This is a genomic window from Agromyces sp. GL_144, from assembly GCF_057834305.1.
Map to the genome: position 1 here is coordinate 3,231,322 of NZ_CM174399.1, position 26,528 is coordinate 3,257,849.

At 69.3% G+C, this 26,528-nt stretch carries 28 protein-coding genes; 20 read left to right on the forward strand and 8 right to left on the reverse strand.

Annotated features, from left to right (window positions below; genetic code table 11):
• Window positions 1-41 precede the first annotated feature (41 nt).
• The 11 genes from AC3IPY_RS14810 (at window position 42) to AC3IPY_RS14860 (ending at window position 9,070) form a co-directional block, all read left to right on the forward strand.
• Window positions 42-425, forward strand: coding sequence for a hypothetical protein (locus AC3IPY_RS14810; protein ID WP_489185041.1), 384 nt, complete (start codon window positions 42-44; stop codon window positions 423-425).
• Window positions 426-427: 2 nt separating this feature from the next.
• Entirely contained in the window at window positions 428-847 is a 420-nt protein-coding gene (locus tag AC3IPY_RS14815; protein ID WP_489185042.1) for a hypothetical protein, read from the forward strand.
• A gap of 9 nt (window positions 848-856) precedes the next feature.
• Window positions 857-1,201 carry a hypothetical protein gene (locus tag AC3IPY_RS14820; protein ID WP_489185043.1) on the forward strand — a complete coding sequence of 115 codons (345 nt, stop codon included), beginning with the start codon at window positions 857-859 and terminating at the stop codon, window positions 1,199-1,201.
• Window positions 1,202-1,210: 9 nt separating this feature from the next.
• On the forward strand, window positions 1,211-1,582 hold the full coding sequence (locus tag AC3IPY_RS14825) for a hypothetical protein (RefSeq protein ID WP_489185044.1): 372 nt from the start codon (window positions 1,211-1,213) through the stop codon (window positions 1,580-1,582).
• A complete protein-coding gene (locus tag AC3IPY_RS14830) occupies window positions 1,575-1,997 on the forward strand; it encodes a hypothetical protein (protein WP_489185045.1) in 423 nt (140 codons plus the stop codon). The genes AC3IPY_RS14825 and AC3IPY_RS14830 overlap by 8 nt, the downstream gene beginning before the upstream one ends.
• Before the next feature lie 56 nt (window positions 1,998-2,053).
• Entirely contained in the window at window positions 2,054-2,803 is a 750-nt protein-coding gene (locus AC3IPY_RS14835; RefSeq protein ID WP_489185046.1) for an IPT/TIG domain-containing protein, read from the forward strand.
• Window positions 2,804-2,825: 22 nt separating this feature from the next.
• A complete protein-coding gene (locus AC3IPY_RS14840; RefSeq protein WP_489185047.1) occupies window positions 2,826-3,398 on the forward strand; it encodes a hypothetical protein in 573 nt (190 codons plus the stop codon).
• A 183-nt stretch (window positions 3,399-3,581) separates the two neighbouring features.
• A complete protein-coding gene (locus AC3IPY_RS14845) occupies window positions 3,582-6,542 on the forward strand; it encodes a phage tail tape measure protein (protein WP_489185048.1) in 2,961 nt (986 codons plus the stop codon).
• A complete protein-coding gene (locus AC3IPY_RS14850) occupies window positions 6,539-7,294 on the forward strand; it encodes a phage tail family protein (RefSeq protein WP_489185049.1) in 756 nt (251 codons plus the stop codon). The genes AC3IPY_RS14845 and AC3IPY_RS14850 overlap by 4 nt, the downstream gene beginning before the upstream one ends.
• A 13-nt stretch (window positions 7,295-7,307) precedes the next feature.
• Window positions 7,308-8,369 (forward strand): hypothetical protein, encoded by a 1,062-nt coding sequence (locus AC3IPY_RS14855; protein ID WP_489185050.1) that lies wholly within the window; start codon window positions 7,308-7,310, stop codon window positions 8,367-8,369.
• A 56-nt stretch (window positions 8,370-8,425) separates the two neighbouring features.
• Entirely contained in the window at window positions 8,426-9,070 is a 645-nt protein-coding gene (locus AC3IPY_RS14860) for a hypothetical protein (RefSeq protein ID WP_489185051.1), read from the forward strand.
• Here the strand turns inward: AC3IPY_RS14860 and AC3IPY_RS14865 are convergent.
• Together AC3IPY_RS14865 and AC3IPY_RS14870 are read right to left on the reverse strand one after the other, a co-directional pair.
• Window positions 9,053-9,562, reverse strand: a complete 510-nt coding sequence (locus AC3IPY_RS14865) for a DUF732 domain-containing protein (RefSeq protein ID WP_489185052.1) — start codon at window positions 9,560-9,562, stop codon at window positions 9,053-9,055. The two genes, AC3IPY_RS14860 and AC3IPY_RS14865, sit on opposite strands and share 18 nt — an antisense overlap.
• Window positions 9,559-9,750, reverse strand: a complete 192-nt coding sequence (locus AC3IPY_RS14870; RefSeq protein WP_489185053.1) for a hypothetical protein — start codon at window positions 9,748-9,750, stop codon at window positions 9,559-9,561. The genes AC3IPY_RS14865 and AC3IPY_RS14870 overlap by 4 nt, the downstream gene beginning before the upstream one ends.
• Window positions 9,751-9,810: 60 nt before the next feature.
• On the opposite strand from AC3IPY_RS14870, the gene AC3IPY_RS14875 reads away from it, so the two are divergent.
• Genes AC3IPY_RS14875 through AC3IPY_RS14900 form a run of 6 tightly spaced genes read left to right on the forward strand, consistent with a single transcriptional unit; the run spans window position 9,811 to window position 13,708 of the window.
• On the forward strand, window positions 9,811-10,272 hold the full coding sequence (locus AC3IPY_RS14875) for a hypothetical protein (protein ID WP_489185054.1): 462 nt from the start codon (window positions 9,811-9,813) through the stop codon (window positions 10,270-10,272).
• A 3-nt stretch (window positions 10,273-10,275) separates the two neighbouring features.
• Entirely contained in the window at window positions 10,276-12,066 is a 1,791-nt protein-coding gene (locus AC3IPY_RS14880) for a glycosyl hydrolase family 28-related protein (RefSeq protein ID WP_489185055.1), read from the forward strand.
• Between the two features lie 2 nt (window positions 12,067-12,068).
• A complete protein-coding gene (locus tag AC3IPY_RS14885; protein WP_489185056.1) occupies window positions 12,069-12,236 on the forward strand; it encodes a hypothetical protein in 168 nt (55 codons plus the stop codon).
• Window positions 12,233-12,997, forward strand: coding sequence for a M23 family metallopeptidase (locus AC3IPY_RS14890; protein ID WP_489185057.1), 765 nt, complete (start codon window positions 12,233-12,235; stop codon window positions 12,995-12,997). The genes AC3IPY_RS14885 and AC3IPY_RS14890 overlap by 4 nt, the downstream gene beginning before the upstream one ends.
• Before the next feature lie 30 nt (window positions 12,998-13,027).
• Window positions 13,028-13,441 (forward strand): hypothetical protein, encoded by a 414-nt coding sequence (locus AC3IPY_RS14895; RefSeq protein WP_489185058.1) that lies wholly within the window; start codon window positions 13,028-13,030, stop codon window positions 13,439-13,441.
• Window positions 13,442-13,444: 3 nt separating this feature from the next.
• On the forward strand, window positions 13,445-13,708 hold the full coding sequence (locus AC3IPY_RS14900; RefSeq protein WP_489185059.1) for a hypothetical protein: 264 nt from the start codon (window positions 13,445-13,447) through the stop codon (window positions 13,706-13,708).
• Between the two features lie 25 nt (window positions 13,709-13,733).
• On the opposite strand, the gene AC3IPY_RS14905 is transcribed toward AC3IPY_RS14900, so the two are convergent.
• Complete coding sequence (locus AC3IPY_RS14905; RefSeq protein ID WP_489185060.1) at window positions 13,734-14,030, reverse strand: hypothetical protein; 297 nt, start codon at window positions 14,028-14,030, stop codon at window positions 13,734-13,736.
• A gap of 182 nt (window positions 14,031-14,212) precedes the next feature.
• Here AC3IPY_RS14905 and AC3IPY_RS14910 point away from each other — a divergent pair, with 182 nt between their 5' ends.
• Together AC3IPY_RS14910 and AC3IPY_RS14915 are read left to right on the forward strand one after the other, a co-directional pair.
• Window positions 14,213-14,758, forward strand: a complete 546-nt coding sequence (locus AC3IPY_RS14910) for a Panacea domain-containing protein (protein WP_489185061.1) — start codon at window positions 14,213-14,215, stop codon at window positions 14,756-14,758.
• The gene (locus AC3IPY_RS14915) at window positions 14,755-15,141 is read left to right on the forward strand and encodes a type II toxin-antitoxin system death-on-curing family toxin (RefSeq protein ID WP_489185062.1); all 387 of its coding nucleotides are present in this window, start codon (window positions 14,755-14,757) and stop codon (window positions 15,139-15,141) included. Before AC3IPY_RS14910 ends, AC3IPY_RS14915 begins: the two co-directional genes overlap by 4 nt.
• Before the next feature lie 141 nt (window positions 15,142-15,282).
• Here AC3IPY_RS14915 and AC3IPY_RS14920 read toward each other — a convergent pair whose 3' ends face one another.
• Window positions 15,283-15,672 (reverse strand): hypothetical protein, encoded by a 390-nt coding sequence (locus AC3IPY_RS14920; RefSeq protein WP_489185063.1) that lies wholly within the window; start codon window positions 15,670-15,672, stop codon window positions 15,283-15,285.
• A gap of 382 nt (window positions 15,673-16,054) precedes the next feature.
• On the opposite strand from AC3IPY_RS14920, the gene AC3IPY_RS14925 reads away from it, so the two are divergent.
• Window positions 16,055-16,309, forward strand: coding sequence for a helix-turn-helix domain-containing protein (locus tag AC3IPY_RS14925; protein WP_489185064.1), 255 nt, complete (start codon window positions 16,055-16,057; stop codon window positions 16,307-16,309).
• Between the two features lie 16 nt (window positions 16,310-16,325).
• On the opposite strand, the gene AC3IPY_RS14930 is transcribed toward AC3IPY_RS14925, so the two are convergent.
• The 4 genes from AC3IPY_RS14930 to AC3IPY_RS14945 all read right to left on the reverse strand — a co-directional run bounded on the left by AC3IPY_RS14930 (window position 16,326) and on the right by AC3IPY_RS14945 (window position 26,519).
• Window positions 16,326-16,520 (reverse strand): DUF4244 domain-containing protein, encoded by a 195-nt coding sequence (locus AC3IPY_RS14930; RefSeq protein WP_489185065.1) that lies wholly within the window; start codon window positions 16,518-16,520, stop codon window positions 16,326-16,328.
• Between the two features lie 61 nt (window positions 16,521-16,581).
• Window positions 16,582-17,631 carry a type II secretion system F family protein gene (locus tag AC3IPY_RS14935; protein ID WP_489185066.1) on the reverse strand — a complete coding sequence of 350 codons (1,050 nt, stop codon included), beginning with the start codon at window positions 17,629-17,631 and terminating at the stop codon, window positions 16,582-16,584.
• A 101-nt stretch (window positions 17,632-17,732) separates the two neighbouring features.
• Entirely contained in the window at window positions 17,733-18,902 is a 1,170-nt protein-coding gene (locus AC3IPY_RS14940; protein ID WP_489185067.1) for a TadA family conjugal transfer-associated ATPase, read from the reverse strand.
• Window positions 18,903-19,100: 198 nt separating this feature from the next.
• On the reverse strand, window positions 19,101-26,519 hold the full coding sequence (locus tag AC3IPY_RS14945) for a discoidin domain-containing protein (RefSeq protein WP_489185068.1): 7,419 nt from the start codon (window positions 26,517-26,519) through the stop codon (window positions 19,101-19,103).
• Window positions 26,520-26,528 lie beyond the last annotated feature (9 nt).

Below are 26,528 nucleotides of genomic sequence, written 5' to 3' on the forward strand. Positions count from 1 at the left end.
CCCGAACTCATCCCGATCTCGTACACCTTCGGAGGCATCCCGTGATCCGCATCAAGCATCCGCGCCCGCAGCTCGGCCGGCAGGTCTTCCTCGGCGTCGAGTTCGTCGACGGCTGGGCGGAGGTCGCCGAGCTGCACCCGGAGCGCGAGCAGGCGCTCCTGCAGCACGGCGCGACGATCGAGATCCACCTCGTCGGCGTCCGCCTCGAGGACCTCAGCGTGCGCGAGCTGCGCGAGGTCGCCGAGGTCGAGGGCATCGACCTGCCGGCGAAGGCGAAGAAGGCCGAGATCATCGCCGCCCTCGAGGCCGCGCCCGGCGTCCCCGTGCTCGCCGAGGGCGGCGTCGTCTCGGTCGGCATCCCGTGGGCCGAGGCTGAGAGCGGCATGGAGGCGTACATCCCGCTCCACGGGCCGAAGGCGGACTGACGATGGCGCAGCTCGTCTACGCGACCACCGCCGAGTACGACTCGTTCGCCGAAGAACCGTTCGACGGCGACGACGTGAAGCTCGGGAAGCGGCTCCGCTCCGCATCCATCGAGGTCGAGAAGCTCACCCGCCGCGCCGTGTACGCCACCGACGAGGACGGATACCCAACCGACCCGGACGTCGCCGACGCGATGTCGGATGCGACGTGCGCGATCGTCGAGTACTGGGAAGACACCGACGACCCGTCCGGCGCCGACGCCCTCGCCGGCGCGGTGAAGATCGGGTCCGTGTCGCTCGGCACCACCTCGAGCGCATCCTCGACCGAGTCCCCGCTGGAGAAGCTGCTGAACCGCATCGGCACTCGCGGGTACGACATCCTCACGACCGCGGGCCTGATCCCGTCGGCCGTCGCGCACACGTAGGAGGCTGCCGTGGCCCGTCTCCGCGAGAAGCACCTGCCCCACCGGGTAGACATCACCCGCCTCGCCGGGGAAGGCGCAGAGGGCGACATCTGGGCCGCCCCCGTGCCTGACCGGCCCGCGTACGTCGAGCAGAAGTCCCGCCTCGTCGTCGACCGCCGCACGAACTCCCCGACAGCCGGCCAAGAGGTCACGTCGACCACGTTCGTCGTGCTCCTCCTCACCGACGACACGTTGCCCCGCTACCTCGTGACGGTGTGGAAGGGCAGCCCGCGCGAGCGCACATCCGAGGTCATCGACAGCGCCTACTTCGAGTACCGCGGCACCCCGTCGCACGTCGAGCTCTACCTCGAATAGGAGGCTGCCATGGGCGTTCGAGCCACCGTGACGATGTCGGGCCGCGGCTTCGCGGACGCCGGCGACGAGATGCTCGCGCGCATCGCCCGCGGCGAGACCCTGGCGGCCGAGCGGCTGCAGACGCTCGCCGTCGACCGCGCGCCATGGGATCAGGGCACGCTCGCCGGAACCGCGGCGGTGCAGCCCGCGACCGACCCGAAGACGGGCGCCGCGGTCACGTTCGACACCCCGTACGCGGCACGCCTGCACGAGCACCCCGAGTACAACTTCTCGACCGACTCGAACCCGAACGCACAGGGCAAGTACCTCGAGAACGCCGCCCTGGAGAACCGCGCCGAGCTCGGCGCGATCATCCGCAAGGAGGTGCGCGCCGATGGCTGACGCCCCCGAGCTCGTGCTCCGCCGGACCCTCGCGACCCTCCTCCACACGGCCGGGCTCGCCGTGTACGCGCCGACCGGCACACTGCCGGCGCGCGGCATCCGCCTCGACGGCGTCATGCCGACCACGCAGGACGACTTCACGCTCCTCTCGTCCCCGCCGACCGTGTGGGATGGCCCCGCCGACGCCCTCTACCGGGTGCAGTTCTACACGCGCCGCAAGGGCTCCCCGCTGCTCGCCGAGTCGTGGGCGAACGACCTCGCAACCCTCCTCAATCACACCGAGTACACGCCGAACGTGCTCGGCATCTCATGGACGACCGAGGCGTCGCGGCTGTACTTCGACGCCGACTCGTCCGGCCGCGTCGCGGTCGCCGCAACGTACGCGTTCCGCGGCCGCCGACCACAGACCCCCTGAACCGTCAGGGCCCCGCCGGAAGCGCCGGCACCAACCACCAACCGAAGGAGACGGCCATGGCCGATCACACTCTCTACGACACGACGGCGCCCTCCGCTGGGTCCGTCGCGCTCGCGCACCAGAAGATCCTCCGCCTCAAGCAGGCGGGCGTGTTCGTCAACGTCACCGGCGACATCAACAACCTCGCCGGCAACCCGACCCCGATCGTCGTGCAGCGCGAGGTGTACGGCACGAAGGGCCGCCAGTCGCAGGACATCATCGGCTACAACTTCGCCCCTTCGTTCGATGTCGAGGGCGTCCGCGACCCGGTCACGAAGCAGCTCGTCGCGTCGCAGGCGTGGCTCGTCGACCTCCTCAACGCCGCCTACTCCGAGGGCGAGGACAACAAGCGCGAGTTCCAGTGGTTCGACGCGCTCGACGACCGCCTGCCCGCGTTCCAGGGCAAGTTCTCCGTCGCCGTGTCCGACCTCAACACCGGGTACGCCGACAAGGGCGGGTGGACGTTCACCCTCACCAACGACGGCGTCGTCGAGCGCATCGCGTCCCCGATCGCGGGGAACGGTGCCCCGATCCTCGAGTCGGCCAGCCCGGCGGGCCTCACCGTGGGCGACCTGATCGTGGTCCGCGGCTACAACCTCGACACGACCGTGTCCGCCACGATCGACGGCGCAGCGGTCACCGAGATCCGCCCCGTCGACGGCAACGCGGTCGTGCTCCTCATCCCCGCGACGGTGTCCGGCTCGGCGCCGATCGTGATCACGAACGACGTCGGCGCGTCCGCGGCTCTGCCGTACACCGCGGCGTAGTCGAAGGAGGGCAGGGACTCCAATGACGATCACCGCTGACCTCGTCGGCCGCGACCTGCACATCCGGGTGGAGGGCATCGACGCACCGTTCGTCGTGCGCCCTCTGCCCGGCCGTGCAGGGCTGCAGGCGACCGAGACGTTCCTCGCCGGCGCCACGGGCGTCGCGCGAGCCGAAGAGATGTCCGCCGTCATCATGATGTGCGTCGACGGCGCAACCTTCGACGACGACACGTTCCGGTGGGTGCCGCTCCCCGATGCAGAGCAGACGAACTACAACCGCATCGGCCTCGAGCTCTCGCAGGCCGAAGCCGACTCCGTGCTCATGCCGGCGTTCTTCTGGCAGACCACGCTCGGCATCGACGGCGTACGCGCCTACATCGAGGCAGGTGGAGGCCTCGCCGGCACGGTAAAAGCGACGGGGGCTCTGGCGGCGCGTTTGGGTCGCTTGAGCCCGCAGACATCGCCCAGTTCGGCCTCGGCCGCCCCGACGAGCGCGGCATCTACCCCGAGTACGTCTACCCGCCCGGGTGGCGCGAAGCCCGGGAAGAAGCCGCACGACAGGCAACCCAAGAGCGGAAAGCGTCGGAAGGGCTGACCTCGCTCGAGTTGTGGCGGCTCGTCTTCCCGCAGCTGTTCGGGCAGGTCGAGCTCGACCTCGCACAGACCGGCCTCATCCCCGACCTCGACAGGGCACTCGACGGCCGCCCGTGGCACTTCACCCGGGCGGCCGTCGAACGGCTCCCGAACATCGACCACACCTGGGTGAAGGGGGCCGTTCATGAGCGCATTCGACGTCGGGTCGCTGGTCTTCACGATCAAGGCCGCGGGGGCGCAGGTCTTCCAGCAGGAGCTCCGCCAGGCTGACCAGGCCATGGCGGGCGCGGGGAAGTCCGCGGATGCCACGTCGAAGCAGGTCGACAAGCTCGGCGAGTCGAGCAACGCGACGGGCAAGAAGGCGCGCTCGGCGAAGCAGCCGCTCGACGAGCAGGCGAACTCGACGCGGAAGGTCGGCGACGAGTCCCGCACGGCGAAGCCGAAGCAGGACGAGCAGGCCAAGGCCACCGAGCGGCAGGCGCAGTCCGCGAGGACGCTGTCGGTCGCGCTGCTCGCCGCGGGCGTCGCCGTCACGGCGCTCGTCGGCCTCTCCGTGGCGAAGTTCGCGTCATTCGATCAGGCGATGTCGAACACGGCCGCCGCGACCATGGCGACCGCCGCCGAGCAGAAGGTGCTCGGCGACGCCGCACTCGAAGCCGGCGCCGACACGGCGTACTCGGCGAACGAGGCCGCGGCCGCGCAGGAGGAGCTCGCGAAGGCGGGCCTCTCCGTCTCGAACATCGTCGGCGGCAGCCTGAACGCGTCCCTCGCGCTCGCGGCGGCCGGCGAGCTCGAGGTCGCCCGCTCGGCGACGATCATGGCGACCACCCTGAAGCAGTTCAAGCTGCCCGCCGAGGATGCCGCGCACGTCGCTGACCTTCTCGCCGCGGGTGCTGGCAAGGCGCAGGGCTCCGTCGACGACCTCGCGCTCGGGCTCCAGTACGTCGGCCCAATCGCTGCAGGAATGGGGTTCTCGCTCGAGAACACCGTCGGCATCCTCGCCGAGCTCGCAGAGCAGGGGCAGCTCGGCGAACGCGCGGGCACCGGCCTGCGCGGCGTGCTCATGTCCCTCTCCGCTCCGTCCGCGTTGGCGGCGAAGGAGATGGAGAAGTACGGGATCTCGATCTACGACGCGAACGAGCAGACGGTCGCCGCGCCCGTGATCATGGAGCGGATGCGCAAGGCGCTGTCGGGGCTCTCCGACGCGGAACGTGATGCGGCGCTCGGGCGGATCTTCGGCAACGAGTCCATGACCGTTGCCCGCATCCTCTACGAGGGCGGCGCGAAGGCCGTGAACGAGTGGACGGACGCCGTCGACGACTCCGGCTTCGCAGCCGACCAGGCGGCACGCCGACAGGACAACCTCGCGGGCGACGTCGAGAAACTCGGCGGCGCGTTCGACACCGCCCTGATCAAGACCGGGTCTGGTGCGAACGACGTGCTGCGCGACATGGTGCAGACGGTCACGTTCCTCGTCGACGGGTTCGGCGAACTCGACCCGACGGTGCAACAGGGCGCACTCAGCATCGGCGGCATGTCCGCCGCGGGCGTCATATTCGCCGGCGTCGCGCTGTCGATGATCGGCCGATTCGCGGAGCTGAAGAAGGTCCTCGAGGGCACGAACATGACCATGGGGAAGACGGCGCTCATCGCGGGCGGCGTCGGCATCGCCCTCGCGGGCGTCCTCACCGTCGTGGGAATGCTCGCCTCGCAGCAGGCCGCCGCCGAGCAGAAGGCGAAGTCGTACTCGGACACCCTCGAGGAGGGCGCCGCGAAGGTAACGAAGGCGACCCGCGACATGGTCGTCGAGAACCTGCAGGCGAAGCAGTCGCTGAACCTCCTCGGTCTCGAGGTCGACGCGATCACGTTCGATTCCGCGGCCGACGCCGCCGAGAAGCTCGGCATCGACATGGGCGACCTCACGGATGCCGCGATGGGCAACGTCGACGCGCTCGAGCGTGTCGCGGAGGTCACGAAGCTCCGCAACCGCACCGACGAGGAAGCGATCGCCGTGCGCGAGCGCCTCGGCCTCAAAGAGGGCGAGTTCGCCGACGCCATCGACTCCGTCATCAACGGTGTCGACGGCGAGAACGCGTCCCTGGACGAAGCGATCCGCCTCGCAAAGCAGAAGAACGAGGTCACCGAGGAGGGCGTGCCGATCACGGAGACCGCGGCCGAGGCCTACCTCGGCGCGGCGGACGGAGTCGCGGAGCTGAATACGCAGCTCGACGAGCTCATCGACAAGATCATGGAGGCGAACGGCATCGGCCAGGATGCCGTGACCGCGAACCTCAACTACAAGAACACGCTCGCCGACGTCGACGAGGTCGTCCGCAAGGCGACCGAGGGGCTCGACGAGAACGAAGACGGCATCGCCGACTACATCCTGACCCTCGACGAGGTGACGCAGGCGGGCCGCGACAACAAGGCCATGCTCGTCGGCCTCGCGGAGGACTCGCAGAAGGCCGCGAAAGCGCAGTTCGATCTCGACAGCGACACCGCGGCGTATCGGAAGACGCTCGAGGATGGCCATCAGGCACTCGTGGACCGGGCGACCGCCCTCGGCCTCGACGCGGATGCGGCGGGGCTGCTGGCCGACCAGATCTACCGCATTCCCTCGGACACCGAGTGGGAAGTCATCGCGGATACGGCTGCCGCGCAGGAAGCGCTCGACACGTTCGTCGGCCGCAACCAGGGCCGCACGATCTCGATGTTCGTCGCCACCAACGGCAACGACGTCACCTTCGACGACGTGTTCACGAAGAAGGCTGACGGCGGCATCGTCGAGTTCTTCGCCGGCGGCGGGGTACGCGAGAACCACGTCGCGCAGATCGCGCGCGCGGGCGACTTCCGGGTGTGGGCGGAGCCAGAGACCGAGGGCGAGGCGTACATCCCGCTCGCGCAGTCGAAGCGCGCCCGGTCCGAGGAGATCCTGCAGGATGTCGCCGGCCGGTTCGGCTACGCCCTCGTGCCCGCGGCCGCGCGCGGCTACGCCAGCGGCGGGGTCCCGGCGGCACCAAGCCAGCAGGGCGCGACGAAGGTCGTGATCGGCACGAGAGGAGGCATCGACTTGCTCGACTACATCGACGTGAAGGTCGAAGCACCCATGGCCGCCATGGAGTCGGCCCTGCGGAGCGCAGGATGAGCGCGATCGTCCGCTACGGCGGCATCGAGTTCTTCGGCGACTACTTCCACGGCCACGGGTTCCATATCGGCCCGGACGGCTTCTCCGGTTGGGATGACGGCGCGGCCATGCGGCGCGAGCGCATCGAGATCCCGAACGGACACGGCGAGTTCGACACCGAGGTGTTCCTCGGCGCGCGACGACCGCGCATCGAGGGATTCGTGGTCGCGACCTCGTTCGCAGAGCTCGACCTCATGCAGGGCCGCCTACTCGGCCTCGTCGGCCGTTCCGACCGGTTCACGGTCGTGCGTGGACCGAAGACCCTCTGGGCGGACGCGAAGGTCGAGCAGGACCCGGAGTTCAACGCGTCCGGGTTCCGGCCCGAGGCGGAGTTCAGCATCGACTGGGTGTGCCCGAACCCGCGGAAGTACGGCGACCGTCGCGATTTCGGCCCGGGCGAGACTGTCTCCGCATGGCACTACGGGAACACTCAGGCACCGCCTGAGCTGATCGTGACCGGCACGCTGCCATCCGGATACGCCCTCGCGTCACAGGGACGGCAGTACCTCGTCTCGCAGGCGCTCACCCCGGGGCAGACGCACCGCATCGACATGCGCACCGGACGCCTCTACCGCAACAACGTGCTCCAGATCGGCGCAGCCGATTACGCGGACCTCTGGACGATCCCGCCCGGGCGGGCCGTCCCGACGGTCTTCACTCCCGCGGCGGGTTCGGGTTCGCTCACCGTCCGCGTCAACGACACGTTCAAATGAGGAGGGCCACCAGATGGTCTGGTCGTACGCGATCCACGACACACAGTCGGGCGACTTTCTGTCGCTCGTGCAACCGTCGGCTGGCGCGTGGGGGCGCGGGTCGGTGCAGGAGCGCCGGCACGTGTTCCCGCTGCGCGGCGACGGCTTCAGCCGGACGCAGCGCCGGGACCTGTTCCGGCCGTGGCAGCGCACCTTCGTTCAGCGGGAAGACGGTGTCCCGGTCTACGCGGGCGTGCTGACCGATCTCGACTACGACCGCGACTCCGGGCTCCTCACGGTTTCGCACGTCGACCTCCGCAGGATCGCCTCGCTCCGGCACCTGTTCGGCGCCGGCTGGTACAGCCCGGCCGGCGAGGTCGTGTGCACCAACCTCTCCCTCCGAGGCATCGCCCGCCGGTTCCTCTACCTCGGGTTCGTCTACCCGTTCTCGTCCGCCTGGCCGTTGCCCGTGAACCTCCCCGCCGAGGAGACCGGGGCGATCACGCGCACGTTCTACCACTACGACGCGCAGACCATCGAGGAGCTCCTCTCCGACCTGCAGTCCGAAACCAACGGCCCCGATGTCGACCTGCAGCCGATCTACGACGGCGGCCGGCTCGAGTGGGATGCCCGCATCGGCGGCCCATACCTGTCGGGTCCGACGTTCGAGGTCCGCCTCGACGGCGATCTGCCCGCAACCGGAGTGAGCGTGCGGGACAGCGGCCAACGGCAGTCGACGGGCGTGTTCGTCCTCGGCCGCGGCACCGAGCAGGACATGCGCATCGGCTGGGCCGCGGTGCCAGAGTCCGTGGGCCTCTCGAAAGACGTCGTGATCGCGCACAAGGACATCGACGATGTCGCCCGGCTGACGTCGCTCGCGGGGGGCGAGCTCGCCGCGGTGCGGCAACCGTCCGTGCAATGGACGATGCGGGTGCGCAACTCCCAGGTCACCCTGACGACGCTCCGTATCGGGTCGAAGATCATCGCGCACTCCTCAGGCGATCCGTGGATCGCCGACGGGCCGACCACACATCGCGTCATCGGCTTCGACGGTGACCTGACGGACACGATCACCCTGACCTTGGAGGTCGAGTAATGCCAGCACGCGACCCGTTCGGCGTCATCGCGCTCCTGAAGGATGTCGTGCGCCGTGTGAAGCACCTCGAGGCAGGCGCGTTCGCAGGCTTCACGTCGATCACCCGCGGCTCCCTCCGCGTCGCGTCGAACGAGGGGCTGCTGGTGCAGGGCTCTGAGAAGGTCGAGGGGTGGCTGATCGTCACCGGCACGGAGCGTGTGACCGGCACGCTCGAGGTCCTCGGCATCCTCACCGGCACCGGCGAGATCATCTGGACAGGTCCGGCGAAGTTCTCGGGAGACTCCGAGATCGGTGGCACCCTCAAGGTCACCGGCGCGACCACCCTGCAGGGCCTCGTAACGCTCCTGAACGATCTGGTCGTCTCGGGCGCGGGCCGGATCAAGGTCGGCACCGCGATGACCCTCGACCCGTCCGACGCCGCCGGCGCGCTGGTGTTCAGCAGCGGAGCGAAGCTCCAGGCGGACAGTGGCGGCGCACGCCTGATCTCGGGCACCGGCCCGCGCGTCTACGCGTTCCCCACGTCGGCGGGCATCCAGTACAGCCCGACGCTCGCCGTCCAGGTGACCGCGTCCGCGGTCAACCTCGTGGGCCCGGTGGTCGCTGCGACCCTCCCGACCATCACTCGGGCATCGGCGAACAACGCGGTTGTCGGGACGGTGTGGGCGAACCCCACCACTGGGCAGCTATTCCGCGTTGTCTGACTCCGCGCTCTTCGCCGCACGCGCTGCAGACTCCTCGGGAGTCTCGATCGTCTCGGGGCAGTAGGAGTACTGGGCGCCACTGAGGATCGCCGACGTGTCCATGTAGTAGCCCGAAAGCGCAGGCTGCTCGCCCTCAACGAGACGGATGTCCTCCAGCGGAACCTCGCCCGCCGTCAGGATCTCGCAGGCCTCGTGACCAGCGGCGATGAGCTGCTCATCGGATGCGTCCGCGATGCCCGTGTCGGGCAGGAGCTCGTCGTGCACGTAGGTGAGGAAGGCTGCATCAGCGGCGCTCGGCTCGCGCTCGGCGGGGGTCTCCGCGACGAGCGGCTCGGACGTCTCTTCGACGGATGCCGGCTCGGTCGCCGCGATGCCCTCGGCGGGTGCGTCCTCGCCGCCGAGGGTCGTCGCGAGCACGGCGCCGCCGCCACCCACGGCCAGAAGCCCGGCGAGCACGACGGCCACGATCCCGGTCGTCTTCTTCTGCATCATTTCGCTTCCGTCCACTTCTGCTGTGCACGGATCACGCCGTGCTCGGTCATGTCGAGGATCGCCGCGATCTCCCGCCAGGTCATCTTCTCAGCACGGGCCGCGGCTACCGCCTGACCCCGCAGGTTCGGGAGTTCCTTCTGCAGGCGCGAGATCTCTTCGAGCTTGGCCCGCACCGCATCTGTACTCACCCCATGACTGTAACTCACTTACATAACTGAGTTCAATACCCGACCCTGATAGGAGCGCCCATGGCCGTCGTGACCGGGAGGCTGAACGACTTCCAGTTGATGCCGATGCCCGACCTCGTGCCGAGAATCCGATTCACCGCGTCGAGCGCGGTCGTCGATGCAGGCCGCATCCTCGTCACTGCACCGATCGAGGTCATCCCGGACGCAACCGGCGCGTTCACCGTGCAGCTCTCGCCGCTCGAGACTGCGCGCCCCGCCGCGTACTACGTGATCACCGTGCAGTGGCTCGACTCGGCCGGGCAGTTCATCGGCATGAACGAGATCCCCGGCCGCCTGTTCGTGCCCGTCGAGGGCGGCACGATCAGCGACCTGTTCGTCACCGAAGCCGGTGCGCCCGGGATGACGTGGATCGCGCTCACCCCGCCCCCGGTCGGCGGGCCGTTCACGTCGTGGCTCCGGATGGACCCGCTCCACACCGACGACTACTCCGCCGACATCGGCGACTACATGGAATGGAGCTGACCCATGGGTTGGACGAAGAGGGCGAACCTGCGCGGACCCCGCGGCCACGGCGTGAAGGACGCCCGCATCGACGACACCGGGCACCTCATCATCCAGCGCACCGACGCGCCCGCGCTGGACGCCGGCGAGGTCCGCGGTGCGCAGGGCCTCCCGGGGATGAACGCGGTACCCACCGACGCGGGCGTCGCGGGCTACATCGGCACCGCGGGCACCTCGCAGTCGAAGACCGCGGTCAAGGGCGTGATCCAGGACGCGATGGCGCCGGTCATGATCCTCGCGACCGACTACGGTGCCGTCGGCAACCCGGCGACCGACAACGGGCCCGCGATCCAAGCCGCGCTCGACGCCGCAGCCACCCTCGGCGGCGGCCGCGTCGTGCTGCCCCCGGGCGACTACGGTCTCGGCACCACGATCCGTCTCCGCGAGGGCGTCGCGTTCCACGGCTACGGGGCAACCCTCCACCGTCTCGCGGGCCTCGGCATGATGGCCGTGAACTGGGCCGCCGGCGACACGACCACGGGCGCCTACGACGGCCGCAGCGACATCGAGCTGGCGGGCATGACGTGGGACGGCCACGGCGACACCGTCACCGCGACCCTGAACACGGTGACGTTCGATCACTGCCGCAACATCACCGTCCGTGACGTTCGCTTCCTCCGGTCCCGCGGGTACCACGCGCTCGAGTTGAACTCCGTCGACGGGGCGCTCGTGGACAGCTGCCGGTTCGAGGGCTTCGTCGCCGTCGCGGGGCTCACCGAGAAGGAAGCGATTCAGATCGATTGCGCCATGACCGGCGCGGTCGACTCCGGCCTGACCGACGGCACGATGGCGCGCAACATCACGGTGCGGGACTGCACCTTCACCGGATGGGAGCTGCTGCCCGCGCACCAGGTCGCGGTCGGCTCGCACTCGCAGATCGGCGCCGGCTTCTACGACAACATCCGTGTGCGCGGCTGCACGATCGACGCGACGGCGCTCGGCGTGGCCGCGTTCTACTGGCGCGACTCGGTCATCGAGTCGTGCTCGATCCGCATCGGGGCCGGCGCGATCGGGGTCCGCTCCATCCAGGGTGTCGGTGTCACCGTCAACGCCGTCACCGTGCGCGGCACCGGCGCGACGCAGGGCATCTCGCACACGGCGAGCAGCGTCCGCGGGCGCACGATCGGCTGCACCGTCGAGGGCGTCAACGAGGGCTTCTACATCGGTGTCGGCTCGGACGGGTGCGTCGTCGAGTCCAGCACCAGCCGGAACACCATCTCGTACGGCATCAGCGTGAACGGTGCGAAGTCGACCCTCATCACCGGGTGCGTGATCATCGGCGCCGGCTACCAGGCCGGCGCGTTCGGTGCGATCCGTGTCTCGCAGGCCGGTGGCCCGACCGACCTCACCTCGATCATCGGGTGCAAGGCCGTCGCGCACGGCGCCGGCATCGAGGCGACCTACGGCGTCTCGGTCGCGGCTGGCACGCCCGGGACGTGGCTCTCCGGCAACGACTTCACCGCGCTGTCTGCTCCGTACGGCGGGCCGGTCCGCCGAAGCCCCGAGGTGTACGCCGGCGTCTCGTCGATCACCCCGTCGGCGCCGAACACGCCGACGTCGGTGAATGTCACACTCCCGCCGGGCATGTTCCAGACGGCCCCGTCGGTGACGGTCACGGCGGAGAGCTCGGTGCCGGGCACGCAGATCACCGGCGTCGGCGTCGTCGTGAACTCCACGACATCGTTCACGCTCTGGCTCACCCGCACGAACACCAACCTGAGCGGCGTCCTCTGGATCGCCGCGGAAAGAGGCTGACCATGGAGCCCACAGTCGAGCCCGCCGCGAACAAGACGGTCGCGTGCCCGAACCCGAACTGCTACTACCAGGCCGTCGACATCGAGGTCCCCGACAACGGGTTCCCGACGTTCTGCGGTGCGTGTGGCGCCCTGATCGATGACCCGACCGAACCGACGGAGGCATCATGAGCGCGTTGATCGCACCCTTCTCCAAGGACCACCTCGCGGACCCGTTCGGCGACTGGCCGCAGTGGCGGAAGGACATGGGCCTGGGCCCGCACCGCGGCGCCGACTGGAACGGTCTCGACCTCGGCACGCCGATCCCGGCGTCCGGGCCCGGGCGCGTCGTGTGGCGCACGAACATGACCGACGCGCAGGCCGAGAACACCGACCTCGGCCACCGCATCGTCATCGCGTACCCCGTCGACGGCGGCGAGATCCGCATCGGCTACAACCACCTTCTCCGCAACCCGACGCTCGCCGTGGGCGCCGACGTCGAGCTCGGCGAAATCGTCGGTCTGCTCGGCAACTCGGGCAGCGCGTCGACCGGCAAGCACTTGCACATGACCGCCTCGTGGCAGACCGGCAACCCCGGCACCGTCCAGGTGGTCGACCCGATCCAGTTCCTCACCTTCGGCTCCGTCCCCGCGGGCGGCGCCGGCCGACCGATCCAGAACGACACCAACAAGTCCGAGGAGGACGACATGACCCAGCTCATCACTGCCACGAAGGACAGCAAGGACAGCAAGATCAAGAAGGGGCAGACGTACGCGAACCCCCTCACCGGGCCGATCGTGCTGCTCTCGAATGCGGAACTCGAGGCGCACAAGTTCTTCGGCCGCCCGGTCGGCGAGTGGACCGGCGACGACCTTCGCGCCGTCATGAAGATCCGCGGACGCCGCCCCTTCGACGGCACCGGCAAGTCGGACTACACGCGCATCGAGTACTGACCGCCCCTCTCGCCCTGGGAGGGGGAACGGATGCCGGAATGGCTCACAAGCTGGCTGCAATCCGTCAACGTCTGGGATGCGGTGCTCGCCGTCGCAGGCGTGGCCGCGCTCGTCCAGTTCATCAGGAAGAAGGCGTGGCGCGGCCTCATCGCATTCGCGCGAGGGATCGTCCGCCTCGACCGCGTCATCGACACCGTGCTCCGCCTGCCGGAACAGATCGAGCAGATCCACCACGAGACGCACCACAACAACGGCGGCTCGATCAAGGACTCAACCGTCCGCACCGAGCAGAAGGTCGACCACCTCGTCACCCTCGTCGACCAGCTCATCGCCTGGCGCGACGAGCAGATCGTGTGGCGCGACGGGCACGAGGAGATGTCGACCGAGATCGTGTCCCGCGTGAAGCAGCTCGAGGACACGCAGCCGAAACGACCGAAGGAGTAGCCCATGGGCAAGCACGAGTATCTCGTCCCCGCGGACACGAAGCGCGCCGCCGCGCGAGGCTTCATCCGCACCGCATCCCAGTCGCTCGCCGCCGCGATCCCGACGTCGGCGATCGCGATCAGCCTGACCGGTGAGTTCTGGACCGGTGTCGCTCTCGGCGTCGGTGGCGCGATCGTGACCGCCGCCCTCGCTGGCGGTGCGTCTGCACTCTCGATCCTGTCGAAGGGCATCCCCGAGGACTACCAGCCCTCGAGCACGACGCCCTGACATCCTGCACGACGCGCGCCCCCGCTCATCCCTTCCGAGGGGTGGGCGGGGGCGTTTTGTCGTGCACCGGGTACCCCTGGAACGGGCGCGGCCCGTGCGAAACGACGAACGCGTGATGCACACGCTCGCACGTGCCGCGCAGCGTCGACCCGTACCCGATGAGCTCGCCGCGCAGCTCGGCCCGGTACCTGGGCTCGCCGTCGAGGCGCACGAGGCGGATCAGCCCATACTCGCGGTCCTCTGAGTCGAACATCCGCCACGTCCCGACCGGACCCTCGACGGTCGCGAAGAACGGATGCCAGCGCGGTTCGTCACGGGCCACAGGCTGCTCCTCTCGAGATGGGAGCGCGCCGGCCCGCGCGAATGTGCCAATGCAACAATACGTTGGCGGAATCGCCGTGGCCACGCGTACAGCGTCGAGACAGCGCGTGGGGCTACACTGAAGAAACAGTTGTGCATAAGCCTGTGGATAACTTGTTAGCGAACTGTGGAGGGGGCAGCATCATGACGACCGCGATCGACCTGGCGGGATACATCAAGTCGAGTCAGAACGTGCCAACCTATGACTCCATGCGCTTGCAGAAGTTGATCTACTTCGTTCAGGCGTGGCATCTCGCGTGGACAGGCCGCGAGATCTTCCCGGAGCCCTTCGAGGCGTGGCCGAATGGCCCGGTTGTTCGCAGTGTATTCCGCGACAACCGGTACGCACAGCTACCCGCCGAGGTCGAGCTCGATGAGGAAACGAAGGTCATCGTAGATGCGGTTCTCGATCACTACGCGTCGAAGCCGCTGAATACGCTGATTGCGCTTTCTCACGCCGACGCGCCGTGGATTGAGGCTCGCAAAGGCCTCGCTCCCACCGAGCGCTCGCAGAACACGCTCAGCACCAAAACGATGCTGGACTTCTACACCGCGAAGGCACTCGCCGACGAGGATGCGCCAAAGCGACGCGTGTGCGCGAAGGTAGCTGACCGCCGGATGGTTGCACAGACTGGTGCGCGAGTGGTCGATCGCTGGCGCGACGGTCTTGAGCTTCTTGCGCTGAAGTGACCTTTTTCCTCTCAGTCGAGGAAGTAATCGAGCTTCACGACGTTGTCTGCGTAGAGCCACTAATCGATCGAGGGAAGCTTGAGGGTGCTGTCGGGCGCCCTCAAGCTTCCTACGACGGTGTTTTCCTCCACCAGTCGATCTACTCGCAGGCCAGTGTGCTCATGCATGCGATCTGTGATGCGCACGCCTTCCTCGATGGGAACAAGCGAACGGCCTGGATTTCGACATTGACCTTCCTGTCGATCAACGGCGTGGAGATCGTCGATGTGGACCCAGTGACCATGTCTGACTACGTGAAGGAAGTCGCGGAGGGTGTCCATGACGAGCAGAGCACTGCCTTCTGGCTCGCTGCGCTCGACCCCGCCAACACGCGAGAGATCTAGCGGCCACCCGCGAGGTGTTGGATCACCGCGATCTTGCACGTCCTGCAGTACGGGATGCCTGCGAGCCCGGGCACGCACCTCGTGCCGCAGCTCGGGCAATCCGGCTCCGTCGCGAAGAGGGCGTCATCCATGGCCGGGAGTCTACGGGTTTGGCCCGTGCTCGATCGCGGCTTCGATGTCGTCGACGATGGCGTTGAGGTCGTCGACCTTCGTGCCGGCGTCCGCCGGCGCGTCCAGCACGTCGCTGTTGAGGCTGATGAGCGCCTGGCCGATCTCGTTGTTCGTCGCGAACCAGATGTCGAGTTCGGGCACGAGGTCCCCGATGGCCGTGATGCCCTGCGAGAGCTCGTCGGCGTCGACCGTGTCGTCCAAGCCGCGCGCCCACTCGATGCCCGAGTCGATGTCGGTGATGTCCGCTGCGGAGATCTCGACCACCGCGACATGCTCGGTCGGCTCGGCTTCCGGCGGCGCACCGGCCGCGCATCCGGCGAGGGCGAGCACGAGAACAACGATCGGAAGCAGCCTCTTCATGCTCGCGAGCCTATCGATGGCCTCGGCCGGCATCTGTCCCCCGTTCTGGACGCACCAGCACACACACAGATGCAAGTCCGACATCGAGAGCAAGGCAAAGCCGAGCCAGAAGCTCCGGTGTGACCGGCTCGAGCGCCGTCACGCCGAGCACGTCGAACAATGCCCTTCGATGTGGGATGCCCAGTGCGCGAGCTGCGCGATCTATGCCGACAAGGTTGAGGAGGATGGTGCTCAACAGGTTCAGTTCCTCGGGTAGGCAGCATCGCCTCGGGGTTGCCCCAGTGCGGGGCGTGACGTGCTGCGTCTCGGAGCAGCGTAGTTCATATGAACTACACCGAGCGCCACGGGTGCCCGCGCTGCCGCCCGAGGTAGCTTCGGCGACGTGCCAGCGAGGAGGAGCGAACCGCGGCCGCTGTCGGCGGCCACGGCGGTCATTCTCGACCGCGCGTTCTCCCAGTCCGGGCGCACTCAGGCGGACGTCGGTGCAGCCGCAGGCGTGTCGCAGTCCCAGCTCTCGAAGTACCTGCGCGGGACGCGGGCGCCGACGCTCGACGTGCTTGATGCGATCTGCGTTGCCCTTGGCCTCGATGTCTCTGCCGTGGTGCGTGAGGCCGACGAACGGCGGGCTCGGCAGTAGTCGTCGGTATTGCTCGCTAGATGACGACCAGGAGGCCGGCGAAGCCGACCGCGGCCATCGTGGCGACCGCGTACTCGGCCGTGGCCGCGCCGCGCTCGACGGCGAGCAGCGTTCGCACGCGTCGCAGCAGTCGCGGGCGCCGCCGGCTCGCGGGGGGCGCGACCCGGTCGTCGGATGCGCCCTCGGGGGCGCGATGGGGGGTGGTGGACATGGAGCGGTTCCTTCCGATGCGGCCGGCTCGCCGGCGGGTGGGTGGCACGTCGTGACGTCGTTCATGCGGCACCGCCGATGGTGCCCGTGACGACGGAGATGAGGAGCGGGGCGACGCCGAGCAGCACGAAGGCGGGGAGCACGCAGGCGCCGAGCGGCAGCATGAGTCGCACGCCGAGCGCAGCACCCCGCGTCGCCGCCTCGGTACGTGCGATGCGCCGCAGGCGGCGGGCCTCGGCGCGGAGCAGGTCGACGAGCGGCGCCCCTGCGCGTTCGGCCAGCGCGACCGTCTCGAGGACGGTGCCTCCGCTCGCCGCCCTGACGCCATGCGCCGAGAGCGCCGCGGCGACGCAGGCGCGCGCCCGGTCGACGGATGCCCCGCCGGCCATGGCGATCGCGAGGAGCTCGAGCTCGAGACCGGCGCCGTCGTCGAAGGCCGCGGCACGGGCGGCGAGCGACCGGCTCCATCGCTGCGCCACGAGGAGGAAGGCGATGCCGAGCACGAGGCAGATCAGCCCGATCGGGTTGCCGAGCAGCACGGTCGCGGTGTCGAATCCGAGTACCGAACCGAACACGAGCGCCACGAGGGGCAGCGCCAGCACCATGCGCGCACTCGCGGTGGGGCCGGCGAGCGAGGTTCGGATCTCACGACGCAGCTGCGCCTCGTCGCGCAGCGCGGAGCCGAGCTCGCGGAGGCTCGTCGTCAGCGGCGCACCCGATTCGCTGGCGACCGCCCAGGCCGCGGCGAGCACCGCCCATCCTCCGGCTCGCTCTCGGGCCGTTGCGGCGCTGCGTACGCCGGACGCAGCGCCCGTGCGGCTGCCATCCTTCGGCACCGGACGCGTCGCCTCATCGACGGCCGACGCGACCGACTCCCCGCGTTCGGCAGCGGATGCCGCGGCCGAGAGCACCGGCGATCCGCCTGCCTCCGACAGGTACCGCCACGCCGCCGCCGAGGGAACGCCCGCCGAGAGCAGCACGGCCAGGCGCTCGACGACCGCCGCGACCTCGTCGACCTCGGCCGCGTCATCCGCCCTCCGACGGAGGAACGGCACACGCTCGCGCACGCGTTCGACGAGGCGGGGCGCCGAGTCGGGCGGCAATGTGTTCACCGCCCTGCGTCGCACCGGGAGACCGCCGTCAGCGGGACCTCCAGCGTCGCCGTCGCGTCTGCCGATGGCACCGTCGCGTTCGCCCGCCATGGCTCCCCCGCTCACAGCGCCTCCCCCGGCTTCAGCGCCTCGACGCCGAGCGCATCGCCGTCGAGCCGGAGCAGGCCGATGCCCGCGAGTCGACGACGCCCGTCGACGCGCTCGAGGTGCACGACGAGGTCGAAGGCGCTCGCGGCCTGCCTGGCGACGGCGGCGGGCGACATGCCGGCGACGGAACCGAGTGCCTCGAGCCGGGCCGCGACGTCGGCCAGGGAGTTCGCGTGCAGGGTGCCGGCGCCGCCGTCGTGACCGGTGTTCAGCGCCGAGAGGAGCTCGCGCAGCTCGGAGCCGCGGCATTCGCCGACGACGAGGCGATCGGGCCGCATGCGCAACGCCTCGCGCAGCAGAGCGTCGAGCCCGATGCGACCCGTGCCCTCGATGTTCGCCTGCCTCGCCTCGAGGCTCGCCACGTGCGGATGCGCGATCTGCAGTTCGGCGACGTCTTCGATGACGACGATGCGCTCGTGGGCCGGCGCCTCGGCGAGCAGGGCGGCGAGCAGCGTCGTCTTGCCGGTGCCGCCTGCGCCCGTGACGAGCAGGTTCTTGCGTGACGTGACCGCCTCGCGAAGCACGTGCAGTTCGCCCTCGCTCATCGCACCGGCGCGGGCGAGCGACTCGAGCGTGAACCCGCCGGGCCGCGGGATGCGGATCGACAGCAGGGTTCCCTCGGCCGCGAGCGGCGGAAGCACCGCGTGAATGCGGATGCCTCGGCCGAGCCGCACGTCGACCGCGGGCGTCGCCTCGTCGATGTGCCGCCCTCCCCTGGCGATCAGTCGCACCGCGAGCGCGCGGACGGCCGCCTCATCGGCGACCCAGTCGGGCTGCCGCTCGGCGCCGTGCCCGCGATCGACCCAGAGCCCGGTCGCCCCGTTGACGAAGAGGTCGGTGACCGGCCCCGATGACGCGTACGGCGCCAGCGGGCCGAGCGCCTCGAAGTCGTGCGCCTCGAAGCCATGCGCCTCGAGGCCCGGTTCGTCGACGACTGCGCCGCTCTTCGGCGGCTCCACGAGCAACGGTGCGGCATGCGAGCGCGCGGCGGGCACCGGCGCCACGGGCGGCGACGCGACCTGGGGCCGGGGGTCGGGCGGCGCGAACGCCGACGGCGCAACCGGCCGCTGCGGCTCATGCCGGAGGGCCAGCCACGAGGGCGAGGCGACGAACGGTACGGACATGACGACGACGCTACGGACGGCGCACTGCCCGCGGCATCCGCACCGGGAATGCGAGCGAAGGAGCCCCGATCGCACGGCTGTGGAGGACGACTCGTCACGAGACCGGCTCCGGCGCATGCGCCCCATGCGCAACGCCGCGCGAGAACTCGTCGCAGCGGAGCGGAGCGCCGACCACGTCGGCCCTCCGCTCCGCCCCGCTCAGGCGATCGACCCGCGCACGCGCCGTCGACGCAGCACCAGCACTCCGCCGAGGAGGAGCAGCACGACCGCACCGGTCACTGCGGCGATCGGCGCCGCATACCCGGTCGACGCGAGGGACCCCGCCGGATAGACGTGCACGGTGACCGACACCGGCTCGAACCCGTCGGACTCGATCACGAGGGTGTGCGTGCCCGCCGTGAGATCCGCGGGGATGCGCACCTCGAACCGGACTCGCCCGTCGGCGTCGGCCGGCGGGATGCCGCCGACCGTGATCGGGTCGCTGTGCAGGGTCGCACGGACCTGCTGCGCAGGCCTCAGGCCCGACAACGCGACCGCGAGCGTTCCGCCCTGCTCGACCACACCCGTTCCGATGTCGATCTTCACCCAATCGGCTCCCGGATCGACGGGGGCCGTCGAGGTGCCGGCCGGCACCGTCACCGGAAGAGCCTCGGTCTCCGCCGTGCTGCCGTCGGAGAGCCTGGTCACCCTGAGCACCAGCACCACCTCGGTCGCCTCCGACGGCGGCACCACCGTGCCATCCGTGCCCACCACCTCAGGCGCATCACTCGACGAGATCGCCACCGAGAAGCCCTCGGGCACGACGGGCAACGCCAGCGACGTGGCATCCGGCAACGGCGACGTCAACGACGTGATCGTCGCCGCCACCTCGGCAGCCGTCCGCTCGACCGGATCCACCGGGTCGGTCGGGTCCGTCGGGTCGGTCGGGTCGGTCGACGTACGGGCCGGCACCGTCACGGCGAGGCCGTCGGTCTCGGCCGTGCTGCCGTCGGAGAGCCTGGTCACCGTGAGCACCAGCACCACCTCCGTCGCCTCCGACGGCGGCGCCACCGTGCCATCCGTGCCCACCACCTCAGGCGCATCACTCGACGAGATCGCCACCGAGAAGCCCTCGGGCACGACGGGCAACGCCAGCGACGTGGCATCCGGCAACGGCGACGTCAACGACGTGATCGTCGCCGCCACCTCGGCAGCCGTCGGGCCCGTCTCCTCGAGTTGCGCCAACCGCTGCTCCGCGGCGAGCAGCCGCTCGACGCTCGCAGCCGGAACCTCCTGCCGCTGGGCCTCGCTCAGCCCGTCGAAGGCCGCCCGTGCCGCCTGCACGACGACCCGGTCGCCGAGCGTGATCGCCGAGGCATCCGGCAGCGCGTCGAGCTGCGCCGTGACGAGCTGCACGGTCTCGTCGCCGTCGCCGCCCGGCACCGTGCCGTAGACGCGCAGTTCGTAGATCGAGTAGCCCCACTGGCCGCTCAGCTCCGTGCCCTGGACCCGGATGAACCGGGCGGGCACGGCGAGGTCGATCAGGTCGGTGCCGCCGTCGCCGGCCGTCTCGGTGAACACGTCGGTCCAGGCCTGCCCGTCCGGCGAGGTCTGCACACGGTAGCCGCGCGCGAACGAGTCCTCCCAGTCGATGGCGACGCGGTACACGTCGTACTCGGCCTGGAGGTCGACCTGGATCCAGTTGTCGGCGGACTGGCTCGCGCTCCAGCGGGTCGAGGCATCACCGTCGACCGCGGCCGCGGCGCCCTGCTGCGGGCTGGACTGCGATGAGGCCTCTGCCGGCTTGCCGAGCGCGAGGTTCGGCGGAGACTGGCCGTAGACCTCGAACTCGTAGAGCGAGTAGCCCCACTCGCCGCTCATCTCGGTGCCCTGCATCCGCACGTAGCGGCCCATGGCGCCGAGCGGCAGCACCTCGGTGCCGCCCTTCGCATCGGTGCGGGTCACCGCGTCGGTCCAGTGCTCGCCATCGGTCGACACCTGCAGACGGTAGCCCTTCGCGTACGAGGCCTCCCAGGCGAGGTCCACCTCGGTGAGCGCGTAGACATCGCCCAGGTCGACCTGGAGCCACTCGTCGGCCCCCTGGTTCGCCGCCCAGCGCGTCGACGGGTCGCCGTCGAACGCCTTGGCCGCGGCCTGGTCCGCGTTCGACTCCGATGACGCGGACGCCGTCTTGCCGAGGGCCAGATTGATGCGCGAGGCATCCTCGAACGTCAGCTCGACGGTCGCGGGCACCCCCTGCTCGAGCTGGAGCACGCGGGCGATCCCGCCGAGCGGCGACGGCCGCACCTCGACGTCGTCACTCGTGATCGACTCGATGCCCGCCCGCTGGATCAGCGTGAGGTCCTGGTCGATGCCGGAGGTGACCGTGACGGTCGCCGTGCGGGCGTCGGTGTCCCACGCGAGGTGGTCGATCGTGAGCTGTCCGCGCCCCAGCATGCCCGAGACCGAACCCTTCGCGAGCGACTTCGGCAGTGCCGGGAGCAACTCGAGGGTGCCCTCGTCGGTGGTCGCGAGCATCTCCATCATGATCGTCGGCACCGAGTTCACGACGTCGGTCGCGAACACCCCGTGATTGTTGTAATGCGAGGTCGAGAGGCTCGAGTAGTAGTAGTCGTCCTTGGCGAACCTGAGCAGCTTCGCGTTCACCGAGTCCGCGTTGTTGAGGTTCGCCGCGACGAGCGCGCTGTGCAGCAGACCGTGGCCGGCGTTCTCGTAATTGCCTCCGTCCTTCTTCTGCAGCGCCACCCGTGCGGCGTCGTAGAGCTCGCGGTCCTTCTCGGCCGTCACCTCGCGGTAGGGCCAGACCGGCATCTGCGCGCTCGAGTGCCGGTGCTGGTAGCTGTTCTTGTTCGCGAGGTCGGGCCAGGCCCACTCGGCGAGCGCACCGTCGTCGTTCACCAGGTAGGGCGGCAGGTTGTCGAGCAACTCCTGCCAGACCGGCACCCGGTCGGCGTCGCGGCCGAGCAGCGTGCTCGTCTCGATCAGCGTCTCGAGCGCGAACCTGGCGCCCGCGATGTCGTAGACCGAATTGACCGAGAGCGGCACGCCGCCCGCCGGACGGTTCTCCGGCGAGATCGACCCGGCGAAGATGTAATCGCCGTTCTCGTCCTTCTCCTGCAGGAAGTCCTCGTAGAAGTCGCCCATGTCGCGGATCAGCGGGTAGTACTCGTCCTCGAGGAACTGCTCGTCACCGCTCATCTGGTAGTGCTCCCAGAACGGGTAGAGCAGCCACGACTCACCGCCCGTGACGTACTGGTACGGGTAGTCGAAGTTGATGTTCGAGATGAGGCCCTCGCCGTTCGGCGTGTTGCCGCCCGTGAGCATGCCGCGCGTGCCGAGGAGCTTCTGCGCGTTGGTGCGGAAGTCCTCCTGCCATTCGTGGTTGATGTGGTAATAGCCCTCCATCACCTCGGGCAGGTTGCCGATGTTGCCGCCCGAGATCTGCAGGTTCAGGTTGGCGTCGAGGTGGTAGTAACCGTCCCAGCCCACGTTGCTGTCACCGGTCCAGTTGCCGAGCAGGTCGGGTGGCGCGGTCGCGCTGCTCGACCCGATGAGGTGGTACCGGCCCGAGTAGTAGAGCCGCTCGTACAGGGCAGGGTTCGGCGTGGCCGAGGTCTTCTGCTCGGCGAGGAGCTGCTCGTTCGACTTCGAGCGGTCGGCGTCCGAGGCGCCGAAGTCGATCGAGACGCGGTCGAACATCTCGCTGTGCTTCGCGACGTGACGCGCGCGCAGCGCGGCGTAGTCGTCGTCGATCGCGGCGAGCTCGTCCTGCAGTTCCTCGCGGTCCCATTCCTGCTCGGCGGGGACGCCGCCCTCGTAGGTGCCGTCGTACCGCTGCGTCTTCGAGAGCAGCAGCACGTACGAGGCATCCGTCACCGACACCTTGTCGCCGTCCATCGACTTCGTGCCGTCGGTGACGATGCGCGTGACGCCCTCGTAGCCCGCGTCATAGCGCCCGTTCGGGTACTTCACGCGGATGTCCAGGAAGTCGGTGTTCGAGTTGTCGGTCGCGGTGAGCCCCTTGTTGAGGAGGTTCATGCCCGGGTCGATCTCGAGGCCGAGCGTGACGTCGAGGGTCTGACCGTCGGGCGCGGGCAGGTACTGCACCGTGGCGTCGTCGGTCTGCGACACGAACGACTCCCGTTGCCAGTCGCCGAGGTCGTCGCTCCAGTCGACCGCGACGACGCCCGCCGAGTAGTCCGTCGATCGCACGTAGTTCGAGACCTCGCCCGTGTCGGGCAGCTCGATCGTCATCTTGTAGCCGGGGTGCTTGCTCCCCTCGCCGCCTCCGCGGTAGCCCTGCACGTCGGCCGCGAGCTGGTTCGCCTCCTGGTACTCGCCGTCGATCAGCAACTGCCGGATCTCGTCGATGTCCTCCTGGGGAACCGTGTTGAAGGTGCGGTGCGGCTGCGACTCGCTGCGGGCGAGGAAGAAGTCGCGGTCGTTGAAGACCACCGTCTCGTCGCGCGGGTCGCCGAAGACGATGATGCCGTCGTCGCCGTTGCCGGCGAGCAGGCCGTTCTCCCAGTCGTCGTAGGTCTTCGGATACGTCGTCGAGATCGCGCGGGTCGCGGGGTTGCCCGACGTCGTGAAGCTCTTCGCGAGCGCCGTGCCGTCACCGGTCGCGTCGAACGGGATGACGCGTGCCGTGTAGGTCGCGCCCGGCTCGAGTCCGTCGAGCACGATCGAGCGCGCATCGGCGCCGAGCGTCTCGACGAGCGTCGTGCCGAGCAGGACCTTGTAGCCCTGCACGCCGCCCGCGTCGGTCGCGGCGGGCCAGGCGATCGTCGCCGAGGCGTCGGTCACGTCGCCGATCGTGAGCTCCGCTCCCACGGGCCACGCGGGCGCCGCCTCGGCGGGCGCGACCTTGCCGTACACCTCGAACTCCCACAGCGACAGGCCCCACTGCGTCTTGGCCTCGACGCCCTGCACGCGCACGAAGCGCGCCTCCACGGGCTCCTCGAATGCGATCTCGTCGATGTGGTCGCCCGTCGGCTCCGCGTCGTCGTGGGCGTGCACGTCGGTCCACTCGGTGCCGTTCTGCGAGACCTGGACCGCGTACCTGGACGCGTAGGCGCCCTCCCAGTTCAGCACGACACGATCGAGGAGGTGCGCCTGGCCGAGGTCGACCTGGAGCCATTGCGCGTCACCTCCGTCGGAGCCCCAGCGCGTCGCGGCGTTGCCGTCGAACGCGCGGAACGCGGATCGGTCGTTCTGCGGCTGGCTGTTCGCCTCGCCGCTGCCGTCGTTCGACTGCGACGACGCGGTGTACGCCGACGGCGGCCGGTTCAACGCGACGTTGACCGGCACCTCGGGCTGGATCGGCGCGCCGTAGACCTCGAACTCGTAGAGCGAGTAACCGTACGCGGTCTGCTGCTGCACCCCCTGCATGCGGATGAACCGCGTCTGCTGACGGATCTGGACGGACTCCACGCCGCCGGCGCCGGTCGTCGTCGAGTGCACGTCGGTCCACTCCTCGCCGTCGTCGGAGATCTGCACCTTGTACGCCTTGGCGTACGCGGCCTCCCACGAGAAGACGGCGCGGGAGACGTCGTACCGGTCGCCGAGGTCGACCTGGATCCACGCGTTCTGGTCGTTGCTGTGGTCGCTCGACCACCGCGACGAGCCGTTGCCGTCGATCGCGTCGGCGGCGACGTAGCTGCCGTCCTCATAGGACGCGGTGGCGACCGCATCGGGGTTCAGCGCGAGGTTGACGGGCACGTCCGTCGGCGGGGCCGGCGGCGCGGGCACGGTCTGGCCGGCCGGCGGCCACAGGGTGTACGAGTTCGCACCGGCCGCAGCGTCGGCGAAGGGGCCCGCGATGAGGCTGTCGCCGTCGAAGGCCTCGCCGAAGAAGTCGGTGGTGACGTCGGCTGCGATCGACTCGTTCGCGAGCGGGATCGTGCCGACGCGCGCCTGGGTCACCGGCGTGTTGCCGCCGATGGCCGACGCGTCGAGGTCGAAGTCGAGCGTCATCTCGTCGCCGGTCGAGCCGACCTCGACGTTCGAGACGACGCCGGTCGCGTTGCCCTCCTTGACGTGGGTCTTGTTCGTCGCGTCGTTCGGCAGGTTCGAGCCCTGCACGAGGTTGTTGAACCAGAAGAACTTCTGCACCGCGTTGTTCGCGTTCGTCTCGTTCATGGTGCCCGGCTCGAAGTAGTAGTTCTCGCGCCCGCCGCCGTCGACGTTGATGTTGCCGTTGTCGATGAAGAGGTTGTTCGCGAAGACGACCCCGGTGGCGTCGAGCATGCGGATGTCGCTGTTGCCGATGAAGACGTTGTTGTCGACGAGGATCGGACCGTGCACGGCCTCGGCGTAGTAGCCCCATGGCGCGTTCATGACGATGTTGCCCGTGACGCGCACGTTCTGGTTGCCCCAGTCGGTCCAGATGCCGGCCGAGTTGCCGCCCTTCGAGTTCTTGATGTAGTTGCCCTTGATCAGGCCCTCGTTCATGTAGTGGACCTTGATCGGGGCCGTCTCGGCACCGCTGAACTCACCGCGGTAGTTGGTGTCCTCGATCCGGTTGTAGAGGATCTCCGAGTTCCAGGAGAACACTCCGGCGATGCCTGACTGGCCGGACTTGCCGATGTAGTTGTTGCGCACGATGTGCGAGCCGTAGGCGTCGGTGTCGCGGAAGTCGGTGCGCGTCTCGCCGGGGCGGTTGCCGGCCCATTCGTCGTTGCCGAGCCCGATGTCGATGCCGATCGTGCGGGCGTTCAGCACGGTGTTGTTCTGGATGATCCACTTGAGGCCGCCGTTGACGCCGATCGCGCCCGCCTGACGCCGGGAGGGGCTCGAGGGGAAGTCCGAATAGGTGTTCGCCGCATGCTTGACCGTGAGGCCGTCGATCGTGATGTACCCGAGGCCCCAGGCGTCGGGCGCGATGATCTGGCGGCGCACATTGATCTCGGCGAGCTTCGCATTGGGGTCCGCCCCGTCGAAGTTCGCGTAGATCGTCGTGCTGCCGCCGGCGACCTCGGCATACCAGGTGTTCGCCGCGCTCGTCACGGCGGCGAGCGACGGCTTCTGGTAGTAGGCCTGCTCGTCGAGGTAGACGTCGCCCGCGGAGTAGCCGGGGAAGGTGCCGCCGCCGCCGCCCTGCGGCTGGCCCTGCGCATAGGGATTCCAGTCGCCGAAGTACGTGTCGGGGAGTGTGACCTTCCACACGTCGCCCGACTGCGGCTCCCAGGTGTCGATCTCCTCGGAGCCCTTGATCACGACCTCGCCGTCGCCGGCGTTCGTGTACGTGATGCGATGGTCCTCGTCGGTGCCGCCACGCGCGGGCTTCACCCATTCGCGGTAGAGGCCGGCGTGCACCACGACGGTGTCGCCGGGCTGCGCCTCCTGCGCTGCGTGGTCGATCGTGCGGAACGGTTCGGACTCGCTGCCGGGGTTCACGTCGTCGCCGCTGGTGGCGACATGCAGGTCGCGGCCCGTGGGCTCCGCGGCGAACGCCGGCGGCGTCACGAGGGCGAGCACGAGCGAGGCGAGTGCCACCGTGCTCGCGAGGACGCCGCCGATGCGACGGGATGTGCGGGATGGGGTGCGGCGCTCGACCATCTGGTTCGGCCGCTCGGCGGGCGCGTGCGCGATCGGGCGCGTCCTGCTGCGATTCATGGGGCTCCC